Origin of the sequence: Psychrobacter coccoides, assembly GCF_017498085.1 — a bacterium.
Taxonomy (GTDB): Bacteria; Pseudomonadota; Gammaproteobacteria; order Pseudomonadales; family Moraxellaceae; genus Psychrobacter; species Psychrobacter coccoides.
Window position 1 is genome coordinate 108,420 of sequence record NZ_JAGBKM010000003.1, and the last position, 18,017, is coordinate 126,436.

Below are 18,017 nucleotides of genomic sequence, written 5' to 3' on the forward strand. Positions count from 1 at the left end.
GAATCTGCTATGGTGTGGCCACTACTCATAAAACCTGCTTATGATAACAATTATTTATCTCCCTAGTGGCTTTGATTGCAGGTTTTTATAGCCATACTTGTGCTTCCTTTTTACGTTTAGTTTGCAACAATCATAATAAACCGCTGACATAAATAACAGTCATATCAGTGCTCAAATCCATGGATGGCAATTCGTCATGAAAATAACTCAGCTTACCGTGAAGAAACATTAAGTTAAATGAGTTTATAAAGGGGCAACTTTTATAGATAATAAGCCCTGCTTTACTCGTTTGTTTCTTTTGGTAATTCTGGCTTATTAATTCTTGGATGCTTTATGACCTTTTTACGTTCTTCTTCGACCATTTATCTTCGCTTAAGTATCTTAAGCGCATTGGGACTATTTGCTGCTAATACTGCAATGGCAACTACTGCTAATGCCAGCGACCTGCCTCAAGTCGAGCTTGATAAAATTGTGGTCACTGCGACACGTACACCAACTAAAATCAGCAATACCATCGCCCAGACTCGCGTCGTCGATAGCGAAGAATTAAAGCGTTATCAAGGGCAAACGGCATTAGAGGTTCTCAAGCGCCAGCCGGGATTTAGTATAAAGCAAGATGGTGGTATGGGTAGTAGCAGTAACTTTTATCTACGTGGTTATGATAGCAAGCGTGTATTGATATTAATTGATGGCATACGCTATGGCTCAATGTCAACCGGTCAGCCTGCTTTAGCTTTATTACCGACCGACCAGATTGATCGTATTGAAATATTATATGGGGCATCAGGCTCTAGTATCTATGGCGCTGATGCCATGGGCGGTGTCATTCAAATATTTACTAAAGGTAATGATGTTGCGCAAACTAACTTTTCTGTGACCGCTGGTGTTGGTTCAAACGACCATTATGTCTATGGTGCAGCCGCTCAGTTTGCCAATGAAGCAGGTGCTAAACTCAGTCTCTCTGCCAGTCGTAACCAAACCGATGGTATCAGTGCTATTAAATACCAAACAGGTAATAACAAGGACGAAGATGGCTTTGAAAGTAACAACTTTGCTATCAATGCTAGCGTGCCTTTAACTGAAAGTGTCAGTATCGGTGCCACTGGTCTATTTGCCAAGTCAACCTCTGAATTTGACGACTATACCAATAAGCCTAACGCAGAAATCGATCAAGAAAATGGTGCAGTATCAGCGTTTTCACAATATGAAAATGATAAGCTGACAGTTAGATTATCGGCAGGTCAGAGTTTGGATAAGCTTGATAATAAGGTTGGTGATGCGTTTGAAACCAAACAAAAACAAGCAAACTTACTCAGTACTTATCTCTTACCGTCAGGACAACTACAAGCGGGGGCAGAATGGTTAAAGCAGAAAGTAGATATTACTGATAATACACCTAATAACGGTAACGACACTTACAAAATAAACGACCGTACTATAAAAAGTGGCTTTATTGGTTATCAGCTCAACAAAGACACTTATGATCTGCAAGCCAACGTTCGTTATGATGATAACTCACAGTTTGACAACGAAACGACCTATAGTTTAGGTTACGCTGTAAGATTGGCACCTAGTTTACGTCTTGGTACCAGCTTTGCCACTGGTTATAGAGCACCGTCACTTAATGACTTATACATCGAAAGTAGTTATTATGTCCCAAATGAAAATTTAGAAGTCGAAAAAAGCAACAACTTAGAAGTGTTTATCGAATCCAATAGTGAGTTCCAAACCACTCGTCTAACAGGGTTTAACAGTCGTGTCGATAATCTAATTAACAATGCTTATGATCCAGCGACTTTCAAATACCAAGCAACTAATATTGATGCAGCAAGATTATCAGGCTATAGCCTTACGTCAGATTGGCAACTCAGTAATGTTTTATTTGGTGGTCAATATACTTATACTGATGCAGAAGAACGTTCAGGCGAGAATAAAGGCAAGCAGTTGGCTTATCGTCCCGAGCATACTGGACTTATCTATGTAGGCTACCAAGCTTTAGACTTTGACGTTCGCGCCGAAGCAGAATATGTTGGCAAGACTTATAATGCTCCTGATAACAGCACCTCTATAGACAGCTATACGTTATTTAATATTAGTGGGAACTATTATATCAACCCAAATCTTACGCTGAGCAGCCGTATTGAGAATTTAACCAATGAAGACTACACAACCAACGAAGGTTTTGGCACTCGCTATAACCAAAACGGCACCAACTTCTTTACCTCACTTACCTATAACTGGTACTAATCTTACTTAGCAGCACTCAAAACTTAAGTTGTAAATAATTAAGGCTATCGATTGATAGCCTTTTTTGTGCCAGTAAATATCATAAACACTTACTATTTATATCATCCAATAGTGACAATCAACGCCTCATCTATTACAATATCCCTCCCGAGAGGTGTTGCACCGCTGCTGATATTAAGCTGCGTTAGGCTCGGAAAGTTGTCAAAGACCTATTCAGTATAGGGTAATCAAAACCATCTTTGACAGCACAAACAACGGCACCTGCGTTTTTATTCTTTTTATCATCATCAACGATAGGAGCATATTATGGACGCAGTGTCGAACATTCCATCTGTCCATACGATCGACCCCACTTTCACTGACTATAAAGTTGCCGACATCAGTCTTGCTGACTATGGTCGCCGTGAAATCACCCTTGCCGAAGCCGAAATGCCTGCCCTCATGGGTTTGCGTCGTCGCTATGAAGCTGAGCAGCCACTCAAAGGCGCCAAAATCGCTGGCTGTATCCACATGACCGTTCAGACTGCCGTACTCATCGAGACGCTCATTGCGCTAGGTGCCGAAGTACGCTGGACATCATGTAACATCTTCTCAACCCAAGACCATGCTGCAGCAGCGATTGCGGCGGCTGGCATTCCTGTGTTTGCTTGGAAAGGCGAAACTGAAGAAGAGTACGAGTGGTGCCTTCGTCAACAAGTCCACGTCGGCGGCGAAGAGTCAGGCCAGCTATGGGACGCCAACTTAATCTTGGATGATGGCGGTGACTTGACGGCTTTGATCCACAATGACTATCCACAGCTACTTGATAACATCCACGGCATCTCAGAAGAGACCACCACGGGCGTCCATCGCTTGGTTGAGATGTTAAACCAAGGCACCCTTAAAGTACCTGCCATCAACGTTAATGATGCCGTCACCAAGTCCAAGAACGACAACAAATACGGCTGCCGTCACAGCTTAAACGATGCCATCAAACGTGCTACCGATATGTTCCTTGCAGGTCGTCGTGCACTTGTCATTGGCTATGGTGATGTCGGTAAAGGCTCAGCACAAAGCTTACGCCAAGAAGGCATGATCGTTCGTGTCTCAGAAGTCGACCCCATCTGTGCCATGCAGGCTTGTATGGACGGCTATGAAGTATTGTCACCATATATCGATGGCGACAACACGGGCGGCGCAGACAACATCAACACTCGCCTACTTGAAGACACTGATCTCATCGTCACCACCACGGGCAACTATCACGTTTGTGACAAGCATATGCTCGCAGCACTAAAGCCTGGGGCTGTCGTTTGTAACATCGGTCACTTTGATACCGAAATCGACACCCAGTTTATGCGTGACAACTGGCGCTGGGTTGAGATCAAGCCGCAAGTGCATCAAGTTTTCCGTTCAGACGATGAAAACGACTATCTGATTTTGCTTGCTGAAGGCCGCTTGGTCAACCTAGGTAACGCAACCGGTCACCCATCACGCGTGATGGACGGCTCGTTTGCCAACCAAGTATTGGCTCAGATGTATCTGTTTGACGAAAAGTTCGCTGACTTACCTGTCGATGAACGCTTTGACAATTTATATGTCAAGGTGTTACCGAAAAAACTTGATGAAGAAGTCGCCGCAGCTATGGTAGCTGGCTTTAATGGTACGCTGACTAAGCTGACTAAAGAGCAAGCTGACTACTTAGGTGTGCCAGTCGAAGGGCCGTTTAAGCCTGACGCTTATAAATACTAAGGAGCGTGATTGTGAGCAAGCCTGCTTTTTCTTTTGAGTTCTTCCCTGCAAAAACTGAGCAGGGCGGTGAAAAGCTACTGAGTACTTATGATGCGCTCAACCAATTGTCACCAAGCTACTTTTCGGTAACCTACGGCGCTGGCGGCTCAACCCGTGAGCGCACCTTGGGCATCGTCAAAGCCCTAATCGAGCGTGGAGATACTGAGGTTGCGCCGCATATGTCCTGTATCGGTGATGACAAGGTAGAAATCGCAGGACTGCTCGATCACTATAAAGCATTGGGCATCAAGCGCTTGGTAGCGCTTCGTGGCGATCTACCCTCAGGCCAAGTTGGTATGGGTGAGCTGCCATTTGCATTAGATTTGGTCAAGTTCATCCGTGAGCATTCAGGCGATCACTTCCGTATCGAGGTCGCCGCTTATCCTGAGATGCACCCCCAAGCACGCAGCTTTGAGTTTGATGTCGACAACTTGGTCAACAAGTATCAAGCGGGTGCCAACGCATCGATTACGCAGTTTTTTTATAATGCCGATAGCTATTTATATCTGCGTGATACGTTGCATAAGCGTGGTATCGATACTGTAGCACAGCCTTTGGTAGCAGGGATTATGCCTATTACCAACTCTAGAAATCTACTACGCTTTGCTGACAGCTGCGGGGCTGATATTCCACGTTATATCCGCAAGCAGTTGATGGATTTTGGTGATGATCGCACGGCCATACGTGAGTTTGGCTTTGACGTGGTTTATCGTTTGTGTGAACGCCTCATCGCTGAAGGCGTGCCTGCGATGCACTTTTATAGCATGAATAAGGTCGAGCCAAACAAACGCTTGGTTGAAGCCTTGGGATTGACTGACTAAACGAATCTTGAGTTTATTTATACACGACTGGCGCTCTTAGGAGTGCCAGTTTTTTATTGCTACCTGATTTATCACTTAAGAGCAATCATTCAAAACCAGTCACTCAATATTAAGTCAATCATTCTGACGATGATATAAATGACGCTAATACTAATAACAATACTTTTACCCAATCAATGCATAGTCTGCTACACTATATAAGTGGATTATTGTTGGGAATATAGGACTGAAATACTGTGCGACGTTTTTTTTATGCAACAAGCAATACCATTACCAATAACAAGAATAACAGCACCAACCACCCTCAACTAAGCAGCTTGCCTATTGGTTCAAGTATCTATCTGACAGAGAGTATCGTACATCACTGGTGCCGTGTACTGCGTGCAAATGTCGGCGACGAGGGTATCTTGTTCGACGGCTTTGGTGGTGAATATCAAGTACAGCTGCAAACGATCAGCAAAAAACAAGCCACTGCCACCTTAGTTGCGCATTTAAGTGATGATCGTACTGCTGAAATAGTCAGCAAAATCGGTCTGGTGATGAGCCGTGGTGAGCGTATGGATTATGCGATCCAAAAGTCCACCGAGCTTGGTGTGACAGCCATTCAACTGCTGACCAGTCAGCATGGCGAGGTCAATCTAAAGCCAGCACAAGTTGAGAAAAAACTATCACATTGGCAACAAGTGGCGATAGCCGCTTGTGAGCAGTGCGGACTTAATCGGCCACCACTCATCTTTGCGCCTATCTCTATCAATGACTGGTTGGAAACAGCTGCAGAGCATGGACAGCAGCTGACGGTTAGTCCTATCGTGGCTGAGCTGAGTCAAGAGCCCTATTACCAAGCCCTGCAGCGACCCATTGATTTACGTCTACAGCTGAGTGTTCCGGCACCAAACCAGCCTGCCATGCCAGCGGCTCTACTGAGCACACTAAGACAGCCAGCGCCTTATATCGAGCTGTTGATAGGCCCTGAAGGCGGACTGAGCGTCGATGAGTGCCAGCAAGCCGAGGCCGTTGGCTTTCAGCCTTGGCAGATTGGCTCAAGAGTATTACGGACTGAAACGGCACCTGTGGTTGCTTTGGCCACTTTGCATGCGCATTATCAATCTCAGCAAAGTCGCTAATAAACGATTTCTTTATAGTCAACACACGCTAAAAATATAGCACGGCTGGCAAGCTGTTTTTAATATCAGCTACGTCACCTTTGACAACGCAGCACGCCAGTAACGTTTATCTCAGTAGCAGCTTTACATTTATCTCACAGCTTGATGTTAACTGCCTATAGGTTTTGCAGCTATAGACAAGGAATTTTAAAATCGCTACAAGGCGACCGACCGCAGATAGTACACTAAGTACATCTAGGGCGGGTAACACCGTAGCGGTTTAAAAGTGCTCCGACTATATCTGACTTTGGGCCCCATATTTTATACTTGAGCATTATCATGACCACCTTTACCCCGCTATCTTTGTCTACCAAACAGCAGCTGCTCTCCGAGTTGTGTGAGCATCTAGAAGATGCTGTATTTATCTTAGATGCTCACTTAAGATACCTAACCATTAATAGCGCCTATAAAGAGATATTGGGTTATAAACAGGAGTTTTTAATTGGGCGGCCACTAGGCATATATGCCAAAGAGTTTCTGTCAGAAAAAGAAAGCGCTTTGTTCAAACATATCTCTGATACTCTAACCACTGAGGGCTATTATGAAAACAAGTTTGTGTTGGCCACTCGCTACGGTCAAAAGATTAACTGTCATATTAAGTTTCATAAGACGACTGTGGATGGCAATACCTATTACTTAGCCATCGTTCGTGATATCTCTTCCACTGTGAAAGATCGACAGCAGTTGAGTCACTTGCTCAATTACAACCAACTGACAGGCCTGCCCAACCGCAAGGTTTTTTTGAGTCAAAGTAATGACTTACTAATAGCGACTGGGCAAAGCGTGGTTTTTACTCGTGCCAATATAGATCGCTATCGTATTCTCACCAATAGTCTTGGGCAAGACTTGGTCAACGAGCTCATGATAGAGTTTGTCGATCGGGTCAATGAATTAGAACTAAAAAAGTTAATATGTTTTGCTCACTTTGGTGGTGATGATTTTGGCCTGCTGTTTGAGGATAATGATACCACTATGATTCATAGTGAGATTGAACGCATTCTACAGATCTGCGAGCGGCCTTATAGAATAAAGAACAAAAACATCTATCTACAGATATCTATTGGTATCAGCCATTATCCTCGAGATGGTCATGAGGCCACTAACTTAGTTAATAAAGCCGAAAAAGCCTTACATTACGCCAAACAACAAGGCGGTCAAGAAGTTCGTCAGTATACGGATAAAATGAATCATATCGCAGTAGATAACTTGCAATTAGAGACTGAGTTGCGCCAAGCCATCAATGGCAATCAATTTGAGCCACACTATCAGCCAAAAGTAGATTTAGACACCGGCGCTATCGTCGGCTTTGAGGCATTGGTACGTTGGCGCCATCCAAGCCGTGGCCTGCTCTCACCAAAACACTTCATCGACGCCATTGTCAAGCATAAAATGTCCTTTGATCTTTTTTGTCAGATGGCTCTACAAATAGCTGAGCAGCTGTCTGCTTGGCAAAACATGGGCTTTACGCAACATGTCTGTATCAATGCCGATGCGACTGAGTTTGGTAATCCACGTTTTTTTGACGTCGTCGACCAGCTCTTTACTCAGTTCCCTATCCATCCTCATCAGCTGCATATCGAAGTCACTGAATCCTCTTTGATGCTGCGCCATATCAATATCAAAGAACAACTGTCTGCACTTAAGACGTTGGGGGTTTGCTTGGCGTTAGATGACTTTGGGACTGGCTATGCCTCATTGAGTTACCTACAAGAGTATCCTTTTGATTTTATCAAAATAGACAAAAGCTTTATCGCTGACATGGTCGACAATCGTACTCAAAAAGCAATCGTTCAAGCAATCTTAGACTTGACTGTGGCTCTCGATATGAGTGCCATCGCTGAAGGCATCGAAACTGAACAACAACGTGACTTGTTATTACAGATGGGTTGTCAACACGGTCAAGGTTACTGGTTTGGCCGACCTGTCGCCGCTGATGTGGCCACCAAACTGCTGACCGAGCCCCTCGTTAGTAAACAGACACCTGAACACTAATGTGACTTTTCTTATTTATCCAATCCCAAACACTAAATAAAATGGTGCACCATACTATGGCATCTACTATTAGATGCCATGTCTATTGGTATAGACCACCTACCTAAAGTAATTTTTGTCCTACAACGCTGATCGAATAAGGATGCAAGAGGGGTTCATGACTTATCAGTATTATGACTAAACTTGTATAATGCTTAGTGAAAGCCTATCTTTTGTCATGAATCTACGAGTTACAAATACCGTCATCATTCTGTTATCTCTTCTCAGCATTACCTCATATGACAGATGGTATTGTCTGCCACGAGTGCAGGTAATGACATCAAAAAATGATGAGCGACTTAGACAGTTATTACCCTTATCAGGCTGTCGTTATCAATCATATCTAAAAAAGGACAGAAAGTTATGCAGTACAAAGCCCCACTACGTGATATCCAGTTTGTGATGCATGAGTTACTTGACAGTGAAAGCCATTATAAGCGCTTGCCAAAATTTCAAGAAACCGATCGCGAGCTCATGGACAGTCTGTTTGAGATGGCGGCAAGCTTTGCTGAAAATGAATTGTCACCACTGAACCAAAGTGGGGATGCTGAAGGCTGTCATTTTGACAATGGTACAGTCACGACCCCTAAAGGCTTCAAAGAAGCATACAAGCAATACTGTGAGCTTGGCTTCCCTGCACTCTCTGCTGAAGAAGCATTTGGCGGTCAAAATATGCCATTTTCGCTCTCTACTGTCATCAATGAGATGGTCGGTACTGCCAACTGGTCGTTTTCTATGTACCCTGGCCTGTCGCATGGTGCCATTCAAACCATCGAACATCATGGAACTGACGAACAAAAACAAACCTACCTAGAAAAAATGGTCACTGGCGAGTGGTCAGGTACCATGTGCCTGACAGAGGCTCACGCCGGCTCTGATCTAGGTATCATTCGTACCAAAGCAGAACCCAACGATGATGGTACTTATAGCATCACCGGCCAAAAAATATTTATCTCAGCGGGCGAGCATGATCTGGCAGAAAACATCATCCATATCGTCTTGGCTCGTTTACCTGGCGCTCCAGCTGGCACCAAAGGCATCTCGCTATTTATCGTACCAAAAGTGGTGGTCAACGAAGACAACAGCTTAGGCGAAAACAATAAGGTGACCTGTGGCTCTATCGAGCACAAGATGGGTATCAAAGCCTCGGCGACCTGTGTGATGAACTTTGACGGTGCAACAGGCTATCTCATTGGTCCTGAAAACCGTGGTCTACAGTGCATGTTTACCTTTATGAACGTCGCTCGTATCGGTACTGCGGTTCAGGGTGTGACTGCTGCAGAGTACGCGTTCCAAGGATCGCTGACCTATGCCAAAGAGCGCTTAGCCATGCGCTCACTATCAGGTGTCAAAGCACCGGACAAAGCTGCTGACCCTATCATCGTCCATCCAGCAGTTCGCAACATGCTATTGACCGAAAAAGCCTTTGCTGAAGGCGGGCGGGCGCTGGTTTATTACCTCTCTCACTTTGCTGATACTGTCGCAAAAGGTGAAGGCGATGAGCTAAAGTTTGCAGATCAGATGCTGTCATTATTGACACCTATTGCCAAAGCTTTCTTGACTGAAACTGGCCTTGAAGCGGCAAACCATGGCGTACAAGTGTATGGTGGTCATGGCTTTATCAGCGAATGGGGCATGGAGCAAAACGTGCGTGATACGCGCATCGCTTGCTTATACGAAGGTACGACCGAGATTCAGGCACTTGACTTACTAGGTCGTAAAGTACTGGGCTCACAAGGCAAAATGCTGGCAAACTTCATCAATGTCATCCAAAAATTCTGTGAAGAAAATATAGACAATGATGACATGGGCCAATTTGTCCGTCCCCTTGCCAAACATCTAAAAGAGTGGAGTGATCTGACCGCACGTATTGGTATGCAAGCCACTGAAAACCCTGATGCTGTTGGCGGTGCTGCCGTTGACTATCTATATTTTAGTGGCTATGTGACCCTCGCCTACTTATGGGCCCGTATGGCACTGGTCGCTCAGACAGCCATTAATGAAGGCCGTGGCGAAAAAGCATTCTACGATGCCAAGGTGAAAACAGCGCAGTTCTACTTCGCTAAGCTACTGCCACGTACGACTACCCACGTGCAGCGTATCAGCACGGGTGTTGAGCCATACATGAGCATGGATGTTGATCAATTTGCTTTTTAATTAAATGTTTTAACGCTTGATTCAGTACTTAATCTTTTAATTGATTGAGAGTTTAGCAACAATATACCTATCGGCAACATACTTCGGTGTGTTGCCGATTTTTTTATACGGGGTTGTTAATGATATGCATATTTAAAATTATTTTAAGCCGTTCATGTTTATCTTTATTAAAAACACGAGATTATACTCCATTTGGATTCCATTTGGAGTATAATTTCAATTATTAGAGGTTTTCTTATAAGGAATATACGATGGCAAATAAGAGTACAGCGCCTATTCGCACTCGTGCAGGCGAAACAGAAAAAGTCACTATCAATCTAGGTTATGTCGATCTTGGGCAGGTAGATTTGATGGTGCAAGAAGGCTTTTATTCTAATCGTACTGACTTTATTCGTACGGCGATACGCAATCAGCTCACCAACCATGCTGATGTGGTACGTCAAACCGTTGCTCGTAAAACCTTAGAGTTAGGCTTACGTCATTACACCCGCGCCGATCTTGAAGCGGTGCAAGAGCGTAATGAAAAACTACACATTCAAGTATTGGGCCTAGCGACCATCGCTGCTGACGTGACCCCAGAGCTTGCGGAGGCGACGATCGAAAGCATTACCGTATTAGGTGTGCTTCAGGCAAGCCCAGAGATAAAAGCCGTATTGGCCAACAAAATGAGTTAAGTATCTGCTTTGACAATTACCCTCAAAACTTATAGACATATAACGGAAAACACCCATGGATTTTTCAAAATTTAACATCACACCACCGCACCTTAAAGAAGCGATGGAACTGATGAAATCAGGCCGGCTAAAAGAGGCCACTACCCTTATTCAAAACAACTTAAGCGGCAACGTATCAGACAGCACTACTCCTGACAACACCAGTAATGCCAACACGATGAAAGATGTCACGCCTGATAGACCCACGCTACAAGATAGCGCAACCACAAAAAAATCAAAGCCTACAGAAAAAGCAAAGTCTACAAAAACAGAAAATAGGACTACCCCTGAAGAGCGTGCTAATCAATCACCCAACAAGCTGCCTGATAGCATACAAAGTCTTACTGATAAGATTAAGAATTTTAAGATAGACTTGCCATCGATGATAGATATAAATGGCATGAGTGCTGGACTTAATACGCATATCGAGCCGACTATTCCTGAGAATGCACAGTTTTTGCAAGGCACGTTTAAGTCCTCTCAAGGCAGTCATGACTACCGACTATATATCCCCGCAAGCTATACACAAGCGGTAGAACAAGGCTTACACGTGCCTTTGATAGTCATGCTACACGGCTGCACCCAATCCCCAGAAGATTTTGCAGTGGGCACAGGCATGAACGAGCTGGCAGAACAGTATCAATGTCTGATTGTCTACCCGGCGCAGCCAGTGTCTGCCAATCCCAATCGCTGCTGGAATTGGTTCAAACCCACTGACCAACAGCAAGGCCAAGGCGAGCCTGCATGGCTTGCAGAGCTGACTCAATCCATTATCAAAGGCTATGCAGTAGACCCATCACGGGTGTACATTGCAGGGCTATCTGCTGGCGCTGCCATGGCGGTGATTATGGCTGAGACTTATCCAGAATTGTATGCTGCTATTGGCGTTCATTCGGGTCTGGCTTATCGTAGTGCGACCAACCTACCCTCTGCATTGATGACCATGCGCAAAGGCAGCACCTCCTCTCCAAATCTGGCGCCGAACCAAAAGTTTGTGCCTATGATTGTGTTTCATGGCGATCAAGATCAAACGGTAAATATCCGTAATGGGGAGCAGATTGTTGAGCAAGCCAAGCTGCGATTACAAGCACAAAAGATGACATTAGACCGTCAGCAACATGAGATTGGCTCTAAAAAAAGTTATCGTATTACTCAGCTGAAAGTCATTGACGATAAGGGCCTGAATCAATTAGAGTATTGGAAGATTCATGGTGCTGGGCATAACTGGGCAGGTGGTAGCAGTGCTGGGTCATATACAGACCCTAAAGGACCTGACGCTTCGAAAGAGATGATGCGGTTTTTTTTGCAGCATGAACAGACGACTGGTTAAGTAAAAGACAAACCCGATGGGATAAACCAATAGTATTATTGTTTAAAAGTAACAAATGCTTCTATCAAAACTATATCCCTCTTGATGCCGTACTTGTCAGACAAAAGTGCTAATATAAACCTGCAAGTATTTGGGTTAACTTTTGGTGTACGCATGATTCACTAAGAGATACACAAGATTATTCACTAATTTGCTAAACTTCGTGAGTCATTTACAAAAATACCGTCTCATTAAAAATAAGTTAGTTTTTTTACAGTAAACTCAAAGGAATGTTTATGTCTGTCTATAATGCCCCGCTCACTGATATGCGTTTTATCCTTAATGATGTGTTTAAAGCGCCTGAGTTTTGGCAAAATAACGAAAGCTTGTCCCATGTCGACATAGAAACGGTCGATATGATTTTGGAAGAAATGGCGAAGCTGTCAAAAAATATTTTATTGCCTATCAATCGCACAGGTGATGAGGAAGGAGCAACCTTTGAAGGGGATGGTGTCGTCACGACGCCGACAGGCTATAAAGACGCCTATAAACAGTATGCTGAGTCAGGTTGGGTTGGCCTAAGTGGCGACCCAGAGTACGGCGGTCAGGGCTTTCCTAAGATGGTGACCATGTTGGCCGAAGAAATGGTCTTCACTACCAACCAATCTTTTGCTCTCTACCCCAACCTTACCGTTGGTGCAACCATCTGCTTAAACGCTGCTGCCTCTGAAGAGCAAAAACAAACCTATCTAGAAAAAATGTATTCAGGTGAATGGTCAGGCACCATGTGCTTAACTGAACCTCATGCTGGTACCGACTTAGGTATTATCAAAACCAAAGCCATACCTAATGACGATGGCAGCTACGATATCTCTGGTACCAAAATCTTTATCACTGGCGGTGAGCACGACCTTACTGACAATATCATTCATTTGGTACTTGCCAAAACGCCAAATGCGCCAGAAGGCTCAAAAGGCATCTCGCTGTTTGTGGTACCAAAGTTCTTGGTCAATGAAGATGGTAGCTTAGGCGAGCGCAATACCTTGGCAGTCGGCTCTATCGAGCACAAAATGGGTATCAAAGCCTCTGCGACTTGTGTGATGAACTTTGACAGTGCCAAAGGTTGGATGGTTGGCGCTGAAAACACTGGCTTATCTTCAATGTTCATCATGATGAACTATGAGCGTGTCACCATGGGTCTGCAAGGGCTTGGTGGCTCTGAGCTTGCTTATCAAAATGCAGCACTGTATGCCAATGAGCGTGGTCAAGGGCGTAGCGACACTCAGATTCAAAGCCCAGAAAAGCCCGCTGACGCTATCATCCATCATGCTGATGTGCGCCGTATGCTATTGAACGCAAAAGCCAATACTGAAGCCTCTCGTTGTTTTGCCATGTATGTTGCCAAAAACCTTGATGAAGAGAAGTTTAGTACCGATCCTGAAGCGGCACAAGCGGCAGCCGCTCGTGTTGCGCTGCTAACGCCAGTGGCCAAAGCGTTCTTAACGGATAAAGCGCTAGAAGCGACCATTGATTGCCAGCAAGTGTTTGGCGGTCATGGCTATATCCGTGAATGGGGTATGGAGCAGATCGTTCGTGATACTCGTATCGCCCAGATTTATGAAGGTACCAACGGTATTCAAGCGCTTGACTTATTGGGTCGTAAAGTGGCACGTAATAACGGCAAATATGTCACTCATTTCTTGGGTGAGATTCGTGATTTTGTCAATAATATGCAAGCAGAGCACGGTATCAAACAAGCCACGCTAGATGCTGCTGATACCATTGAAGAGCTTACCACCACTGTATTAAACAACATCGGTGAGCGCAAGAGCGAAATCAACGGCTGTGCTGTGGACTATATGCATGCCTTTGGCTACCTCGCCTACTCATACATGTTTGCGTTGATGGTAGAGGCCGCTAACGGTAAAGAAGGTGAATTTTATACCAACAAAGCCAAGCTCGCTGATTATTTCGTTGGCCGTATCTTGCCACGTATTGATGCGCATGCTCAGATGGTTAAAGCGGGTAGCGATCCGATGATGAACTTTGATCTTGATTACTTTGATGTGCCTGCCAGCTAATAAGTGATAAATTAACGCTGTATACGTTTAAGCAAAAGGACAGTTCTATACTGTCCTTTTTTTTGCCAAAATGACGCTCACAATAACTGCTAACAAAATAATTAACTATCCATGCGTGGTTATGATTAGAATAAGCCTGTAAAACTCTTATAACCGTCCGTTAGAGTACTAATAACAAAGGGTACAATGTGTCAGATATAAAACGCATTTTACAGCAAATCACTGCCTTAGCTGATGTGCCAGATCCAGCGGTGCTCAAGCGCTTAATATATGAGCTGCGAGCGACAGAAAAGCAGCCTGCCCTTGCCAATCAAAAGATTCAAGCGTTGATTGACATCATACGCCAGCATCCAGAATATGGCGATGGCCTCGCCAGCTTTGTCTTAAAGCTCATCATTCAATATCGCCAAATCGCCCTTTATACCGATACTGGCATTATGTCGGACGAGGGATTTTTTAGTAGCTTACGTCGGCTGGTGGGTCACAGGTTTTTGCCCTTACTACCGCAAGATGACTCTGTGGTCGAGTTGGTCGGCTACCTATTTGACAAGCCGCAAGATGAGCGGTGGCTGGCAAATGTCGAAAAAGATAAATGGGATACGCTGGTCAATTTGCTAAAAGTACAAGAAGAACACCTGCATCTGGTAGCGAGTGCTAAAAACAATATTTTGAATGCGATTGTGATTTTGTCTTATCGTATCAGCGGGATTGGTCTGCACCCAGACCTGATGGAAGCCTACCCACAGATACTCAACTACTCTGCTTCTTTTGTCGCTCAAAACCAAGAGGCAGTATTATTTGTCAACCAATATCGGCAAGCCCATGAGCTTGATACCTTAACGGACATTACGCCAGAGCACGCTGTCGATCCAGCACCTCTATTAGTCATGCTAGAGCAGTGTGACGATATCGTCGCTACAGTACGTAAGCGTATCTATAAGACCGGTATCTCGATTCGTCTGACCAACATGATGCTGCGTCTCGATCAAAGCTTACAGCGTATGCGTATCTTGACGGATTTGGTCGCTGACAAAAGCCCTAATCGGGATAAAGCCATCATAGAGCTGATTCAAACCATTATTACAACGGCTAATCGTCGTTATAGTATTGGTTATTTGATAGATAATAATACCAAGCTACTGTCACGAAAAGTCACTGAAAATGCCAGCCGTGTCGGTGAGCACTATATCAGCACTGATAGAGCTGGCTATCAAAAAATGTTCAAAAAAGCTTCGATTGGCGGATTCTTAATTGCCTTTATGGCAACGCTAAAAATACTGGCTTACCACTTAGCGCTTGCTCCGATGGGACGGGCATTTGTGAACAGTATGATTTATGGTTTAGGCTTTGTGTTTATCCACATCGTGCACGGTACCGTCGCAACCAAACAGCCAGCGATGACTGCCGCTGCTATCGCCTCCACCATATCAGATGGCTCTGGCAAGAAATCACATCAACTGACCAAGCTATCGGAGCTGGTAGTCGATATCCTGCGTACTCAGTTCATCGCCATCATGGGTAACGTCATGCTGGCCGTGCCAGTCGCCCTGCTCATCTCTTTTGCTTGGATGCAGTACACAGGCGCACCCATGATCGACAGCACCATGGCCGAAAGCCTCCTGCATGACCTTGACCCTTTTTACTCTTTAGCACTCCCTCACGCTGCCATTGCTGGCGTCTATTTATTCTTATCTGGCCTCATCGCTGGCTATTACGATAATTTGGCGGTATACAATAAAATTGGCGCTCGTATTTATCGCCATCGATTACTGCGATATATGATGCCTAGGTCATGGCTCCAACGCTTAAGTCGTTTTGTAGAGGCCAATCTTGGCGCTATCATGGGTAACTTCTTATTTGGGGTTTTTTTAGGAAGTACCGCCACCATAGGGTTTTTATTTGGCTTACCTATCGATATACGCCATATTGCCTTTGCTTCAGCCAACCTAGCACACGGACTCTTTAACCTATCAGCATCACAGATGAGCTGGCACTTAATCTTGGTGTCTATTCTTGGCGTTGTGCTCATCGGTCTCGTCAACCTCATGGTGAGCTTTTCACTGGCTCTAATCGTCGCCTTACGCTCCAAAGACGTGCGCTTCTTTGAGTGGGGTCGCCTTACCAAGCTGGTCTTCGGTCATATTGTTAGTCACCCCTCCGACTTCTTTTGGCCACGTGACAAACCGATGAAATACTCACGTATTGACAGTCAAGGCCATATGATATTTGACGATACGTCAGCGAAGAAAAACAAGATTTTACCTAGTAATTACGTAGTACGACGCTTGTCTGATGTAAAAATACTGCCTGAGTCTAAGCAGTCCCATGCACAAAACATTGAAACTGCCACTGACATATATTATGACAATCAGCCCAAAGGACAGCATGAACAAACTCAAGCGCCTCCTACTAAAGTGGCAGCGCTGGATGAGGCTTCGATAAAGGACGAACTGACCAATGACACATTGGTAAATGAAACGCCCGATAGCATGCCGTACACGGATGATATCCAATATGACAAGATGACCAAAACACTTGGTGCCATTGGCAACGACAGCCACAGCAATGACGATCGACAGCCTGACACCAAGCGTACAGGAGATGCCAAAACACCACTACCAAAACCAAAAAAACCGCCTAATCTGCCGAGTTAATACGGCCATTTTAGGGTCTATTGAGCCCAATTAAGGTATCTTCACAACTCCTACCTCACTCAGTAATTTCGGTATCCTATTAAGGAGTTGAGCGTTAAGCTCTAGGCTACATGACTTAAGAAAGTAACATAAGTTTTTAGATTAAATCAGTATGCCTCTGAGTGTATCCAATATTGCAAAATCACGCTGGCTCATTCTATTTCTTCCTGCCTGTCTGAATGAGTAACACGCCACCCAAAATAAGTAGTAAGGCGATAATCTCTACATAAGTGATCGCCTCTCCTATAATCGCACCAATAACTACAGCAACAATAGGCGCAATATACGTCGCACCAGCGGCACGTACAGAACCTAGCGTCTCGATGATAAAGTAGTAAATTAAGAAAGCAGCACCCGTACCTAATATACCCAATCCTAGCACGGTTCCCCACAGTGCTTGGGCATCTGTCGCTATATGAGTAATACCATCAAAATCAATGAGCACGGCAAGCGTCATCACCGCAAGTCCAATCTGCCATGTGGCTAATGCCAATGGGGATAGTTTTAGATGCGATAAAAAACGCCGCGCATACACGAATGATGCCCCAACGCTCAAAGAACCCGCGAGCATCCATAAAACGCCTATAAGGGATATACTCATGCCGCCTTGCCATGGACGCGTACTCAATGCAATACCTGCAAGCCCTAAGGCAACCCCTAGCGCCATCTGTTTGGTAGGTCTCTCATCTGGCAAAAAAAGCGCCGCTCCTAAAAAAGTAAATATCGGTATCGAACCACTCAATAACCCTGCAATACTACTAGGTAACAATGCAGTACCAGCAATAAACCCATAATAGTAGAAGGAGGTTGCAAGCACAGACATGACGATAAAATGCGGCAAATACGCAAGCTGCTTCCGAGTAATGACTTTATGACGCCATGCGATTAACGCTAAAGGTATAAACCCAAACAACACTCGCAGAAAGACAGTTTGAGAAGGCGTTATCACAGCGGTGGCCCACTTCATAAAAATAAAGTTAGACCCCCAAATCACACCAAGTAATACTAGCGCTGTATAGGCTCTAAACATAG

At 44.7% G+C, this 18,017-nt stretch carries 11 protein-coding genes; 10 read left to right on the forward strand and 1 reads right to left on the reverse strand.

Annotation, left to right across the window (positions count from 1 at the left end):
* The first annotated feature begins 333 nt into the window (after positions 1–333).
* The 10 genes from J3492_RS02915 to J3492_RS02960 all read left to right on the forward strand — a co-directional run bounded on the left by J3492_RS02915 (position 334) and on the right by J3492_RS02960 (position 16,946).
* Positions 334–2,247, forward strand: a complete 1,914-nt coding sequence (locus J3492_RS02915) for a TonB-dependent receptor plug domain-containing protein (RefSeq protein ID WP_207989679.1) — start codon at positions 334–336, stop codon at positions 2,245–2,247.
* A 306-nt stretch (positions 2,248–2,553) separates the two neighbouring features.
* Positions 2,554–3,978, forward strand: coding sequence for an adenosylhomocysteinase (gene ahcY, locus J3492_RS02920; protein WP_207989681.1), 1,425 nt, complete (start codon positions 2,554–2,556; stop codon positions 3,976–3,978).
* Between the two features lie 8 nt (positions 3,979–3,986).
* Entirely contained in the window at positions 3,987–4,838 is an 852-nt protein-coding gene (locus tag J3492_RS02925) for a methylenetetrahydrofolate reductase (protein WP_424108376.1), read from the forward strand.
* Positions 4,839–5,074: 236 nt separating this feature from the next.
* On the forward strand, positions 5,075–5,962 hold the full coding sequence (locus tag J3492_RS02930; protein WP_207989684.1) for a 16S rRNA (uracil(1498)-N(3))-methyltransferase: 888 nt from the start codon (positions 5,075–5,077) through the stop codon (positions 5,960–5,962).
* Between the two features lie 318 nt (positions 5,963–6,280).
* Complete coding sequence (locus J3492_RS02935) at positions 6,281–7,993, forward strand: sensor domain-containing protein (protein ID WP_207989686.1); 1,713 nt, start codon at positions 6,281–6,283, stop codon at positions 7,991–7,993.
* Positions 7,994–8,395: 402 nt separating this feature from the next.
* On the forward strand, positions 8,396–10,189 hold the full coding sequence (locus J3492_RS02940) for an acyl-CoA dehydrogenase C-terminal domain-containing protein (RefSeq protein ID WP_207989688.1): 1,794 nt from the start codon (positions 8,396–8,398) through the stop codon (positions 10,187–10,189).
* A 251-nt stretch (positions 10,190–10,440) separates the two neighbouring features.
* The gene (locus J3492_RS02945; RefSeq protein WP_207989690.1) at positions 10,441–10,863 is read left to right on the forward strand and encodes a CopG family transcriptional regulator; all 423 of its coding nucleotides are present in this window, start codon (positions 10,441–10,443) and stop codon (positions 10,861–10,863) included.
* 55 nt (positions 10,864–10,918) lie between these two features.
* Positions 10,919–12,232: an extracellular catalytic domain type 1 short-chain-length polyhydroxyalkanoate depolymerase gene (locus J3492_RS02950; RefSeq protein WP_207989692.1), complete on the forward strand. Its 1,314-nt coding sequence runs from the start codon at positions 10,919–10,921 to the stop codon at positions 12,230–12,232.
* A 275-nt stretch (positions 12,233–12,507) separates the two neighbouring features.
* The gene (locus tag J3492_RS02955) at positions 12,508–14,292 is read left to right on the forward strand and encodes an acyl-CoA dehydrogenase C-terminal domain-containing protein (RefSeq protein ID WP_207989694.1); all 1,785 of its coding nucleotides are present in this window, start codon (positions 12,508–12,510) and stop codon (positions 14,290–14,292) included.
* A gap of 188 nt (positions 14,293–14,480) precedes the next feature.
* On the forward strand, positions 14,481–16,946 hold the full coding sequence (locus tag J3492_RS02960; RefSeq protein ID WP_207989696.1) for a site-specific recombinase: 2,466 nt from the start codon (positions 14,481–14,483) through the stop codon (positions 16,944–16,946).
* A gap of 196 nt (positions 16,947–17,142) precedes the next feature.
* Here the strand turns inward: J3492_RS02960 and J3492_RS02965 are convergent, their stop codons facing one another.
* Complete coding sequence (locus J3492_RS02965) at positions 17,143–18,015, reverse strand: DMT family transporter (protein ID WP_207989698.1); 873 nt, start codon at positions 18,013–18,015, stop codon at positions 17,143–17,145.
* Positions 18,016–18,017: the final 2 nt, after the last annotated feature.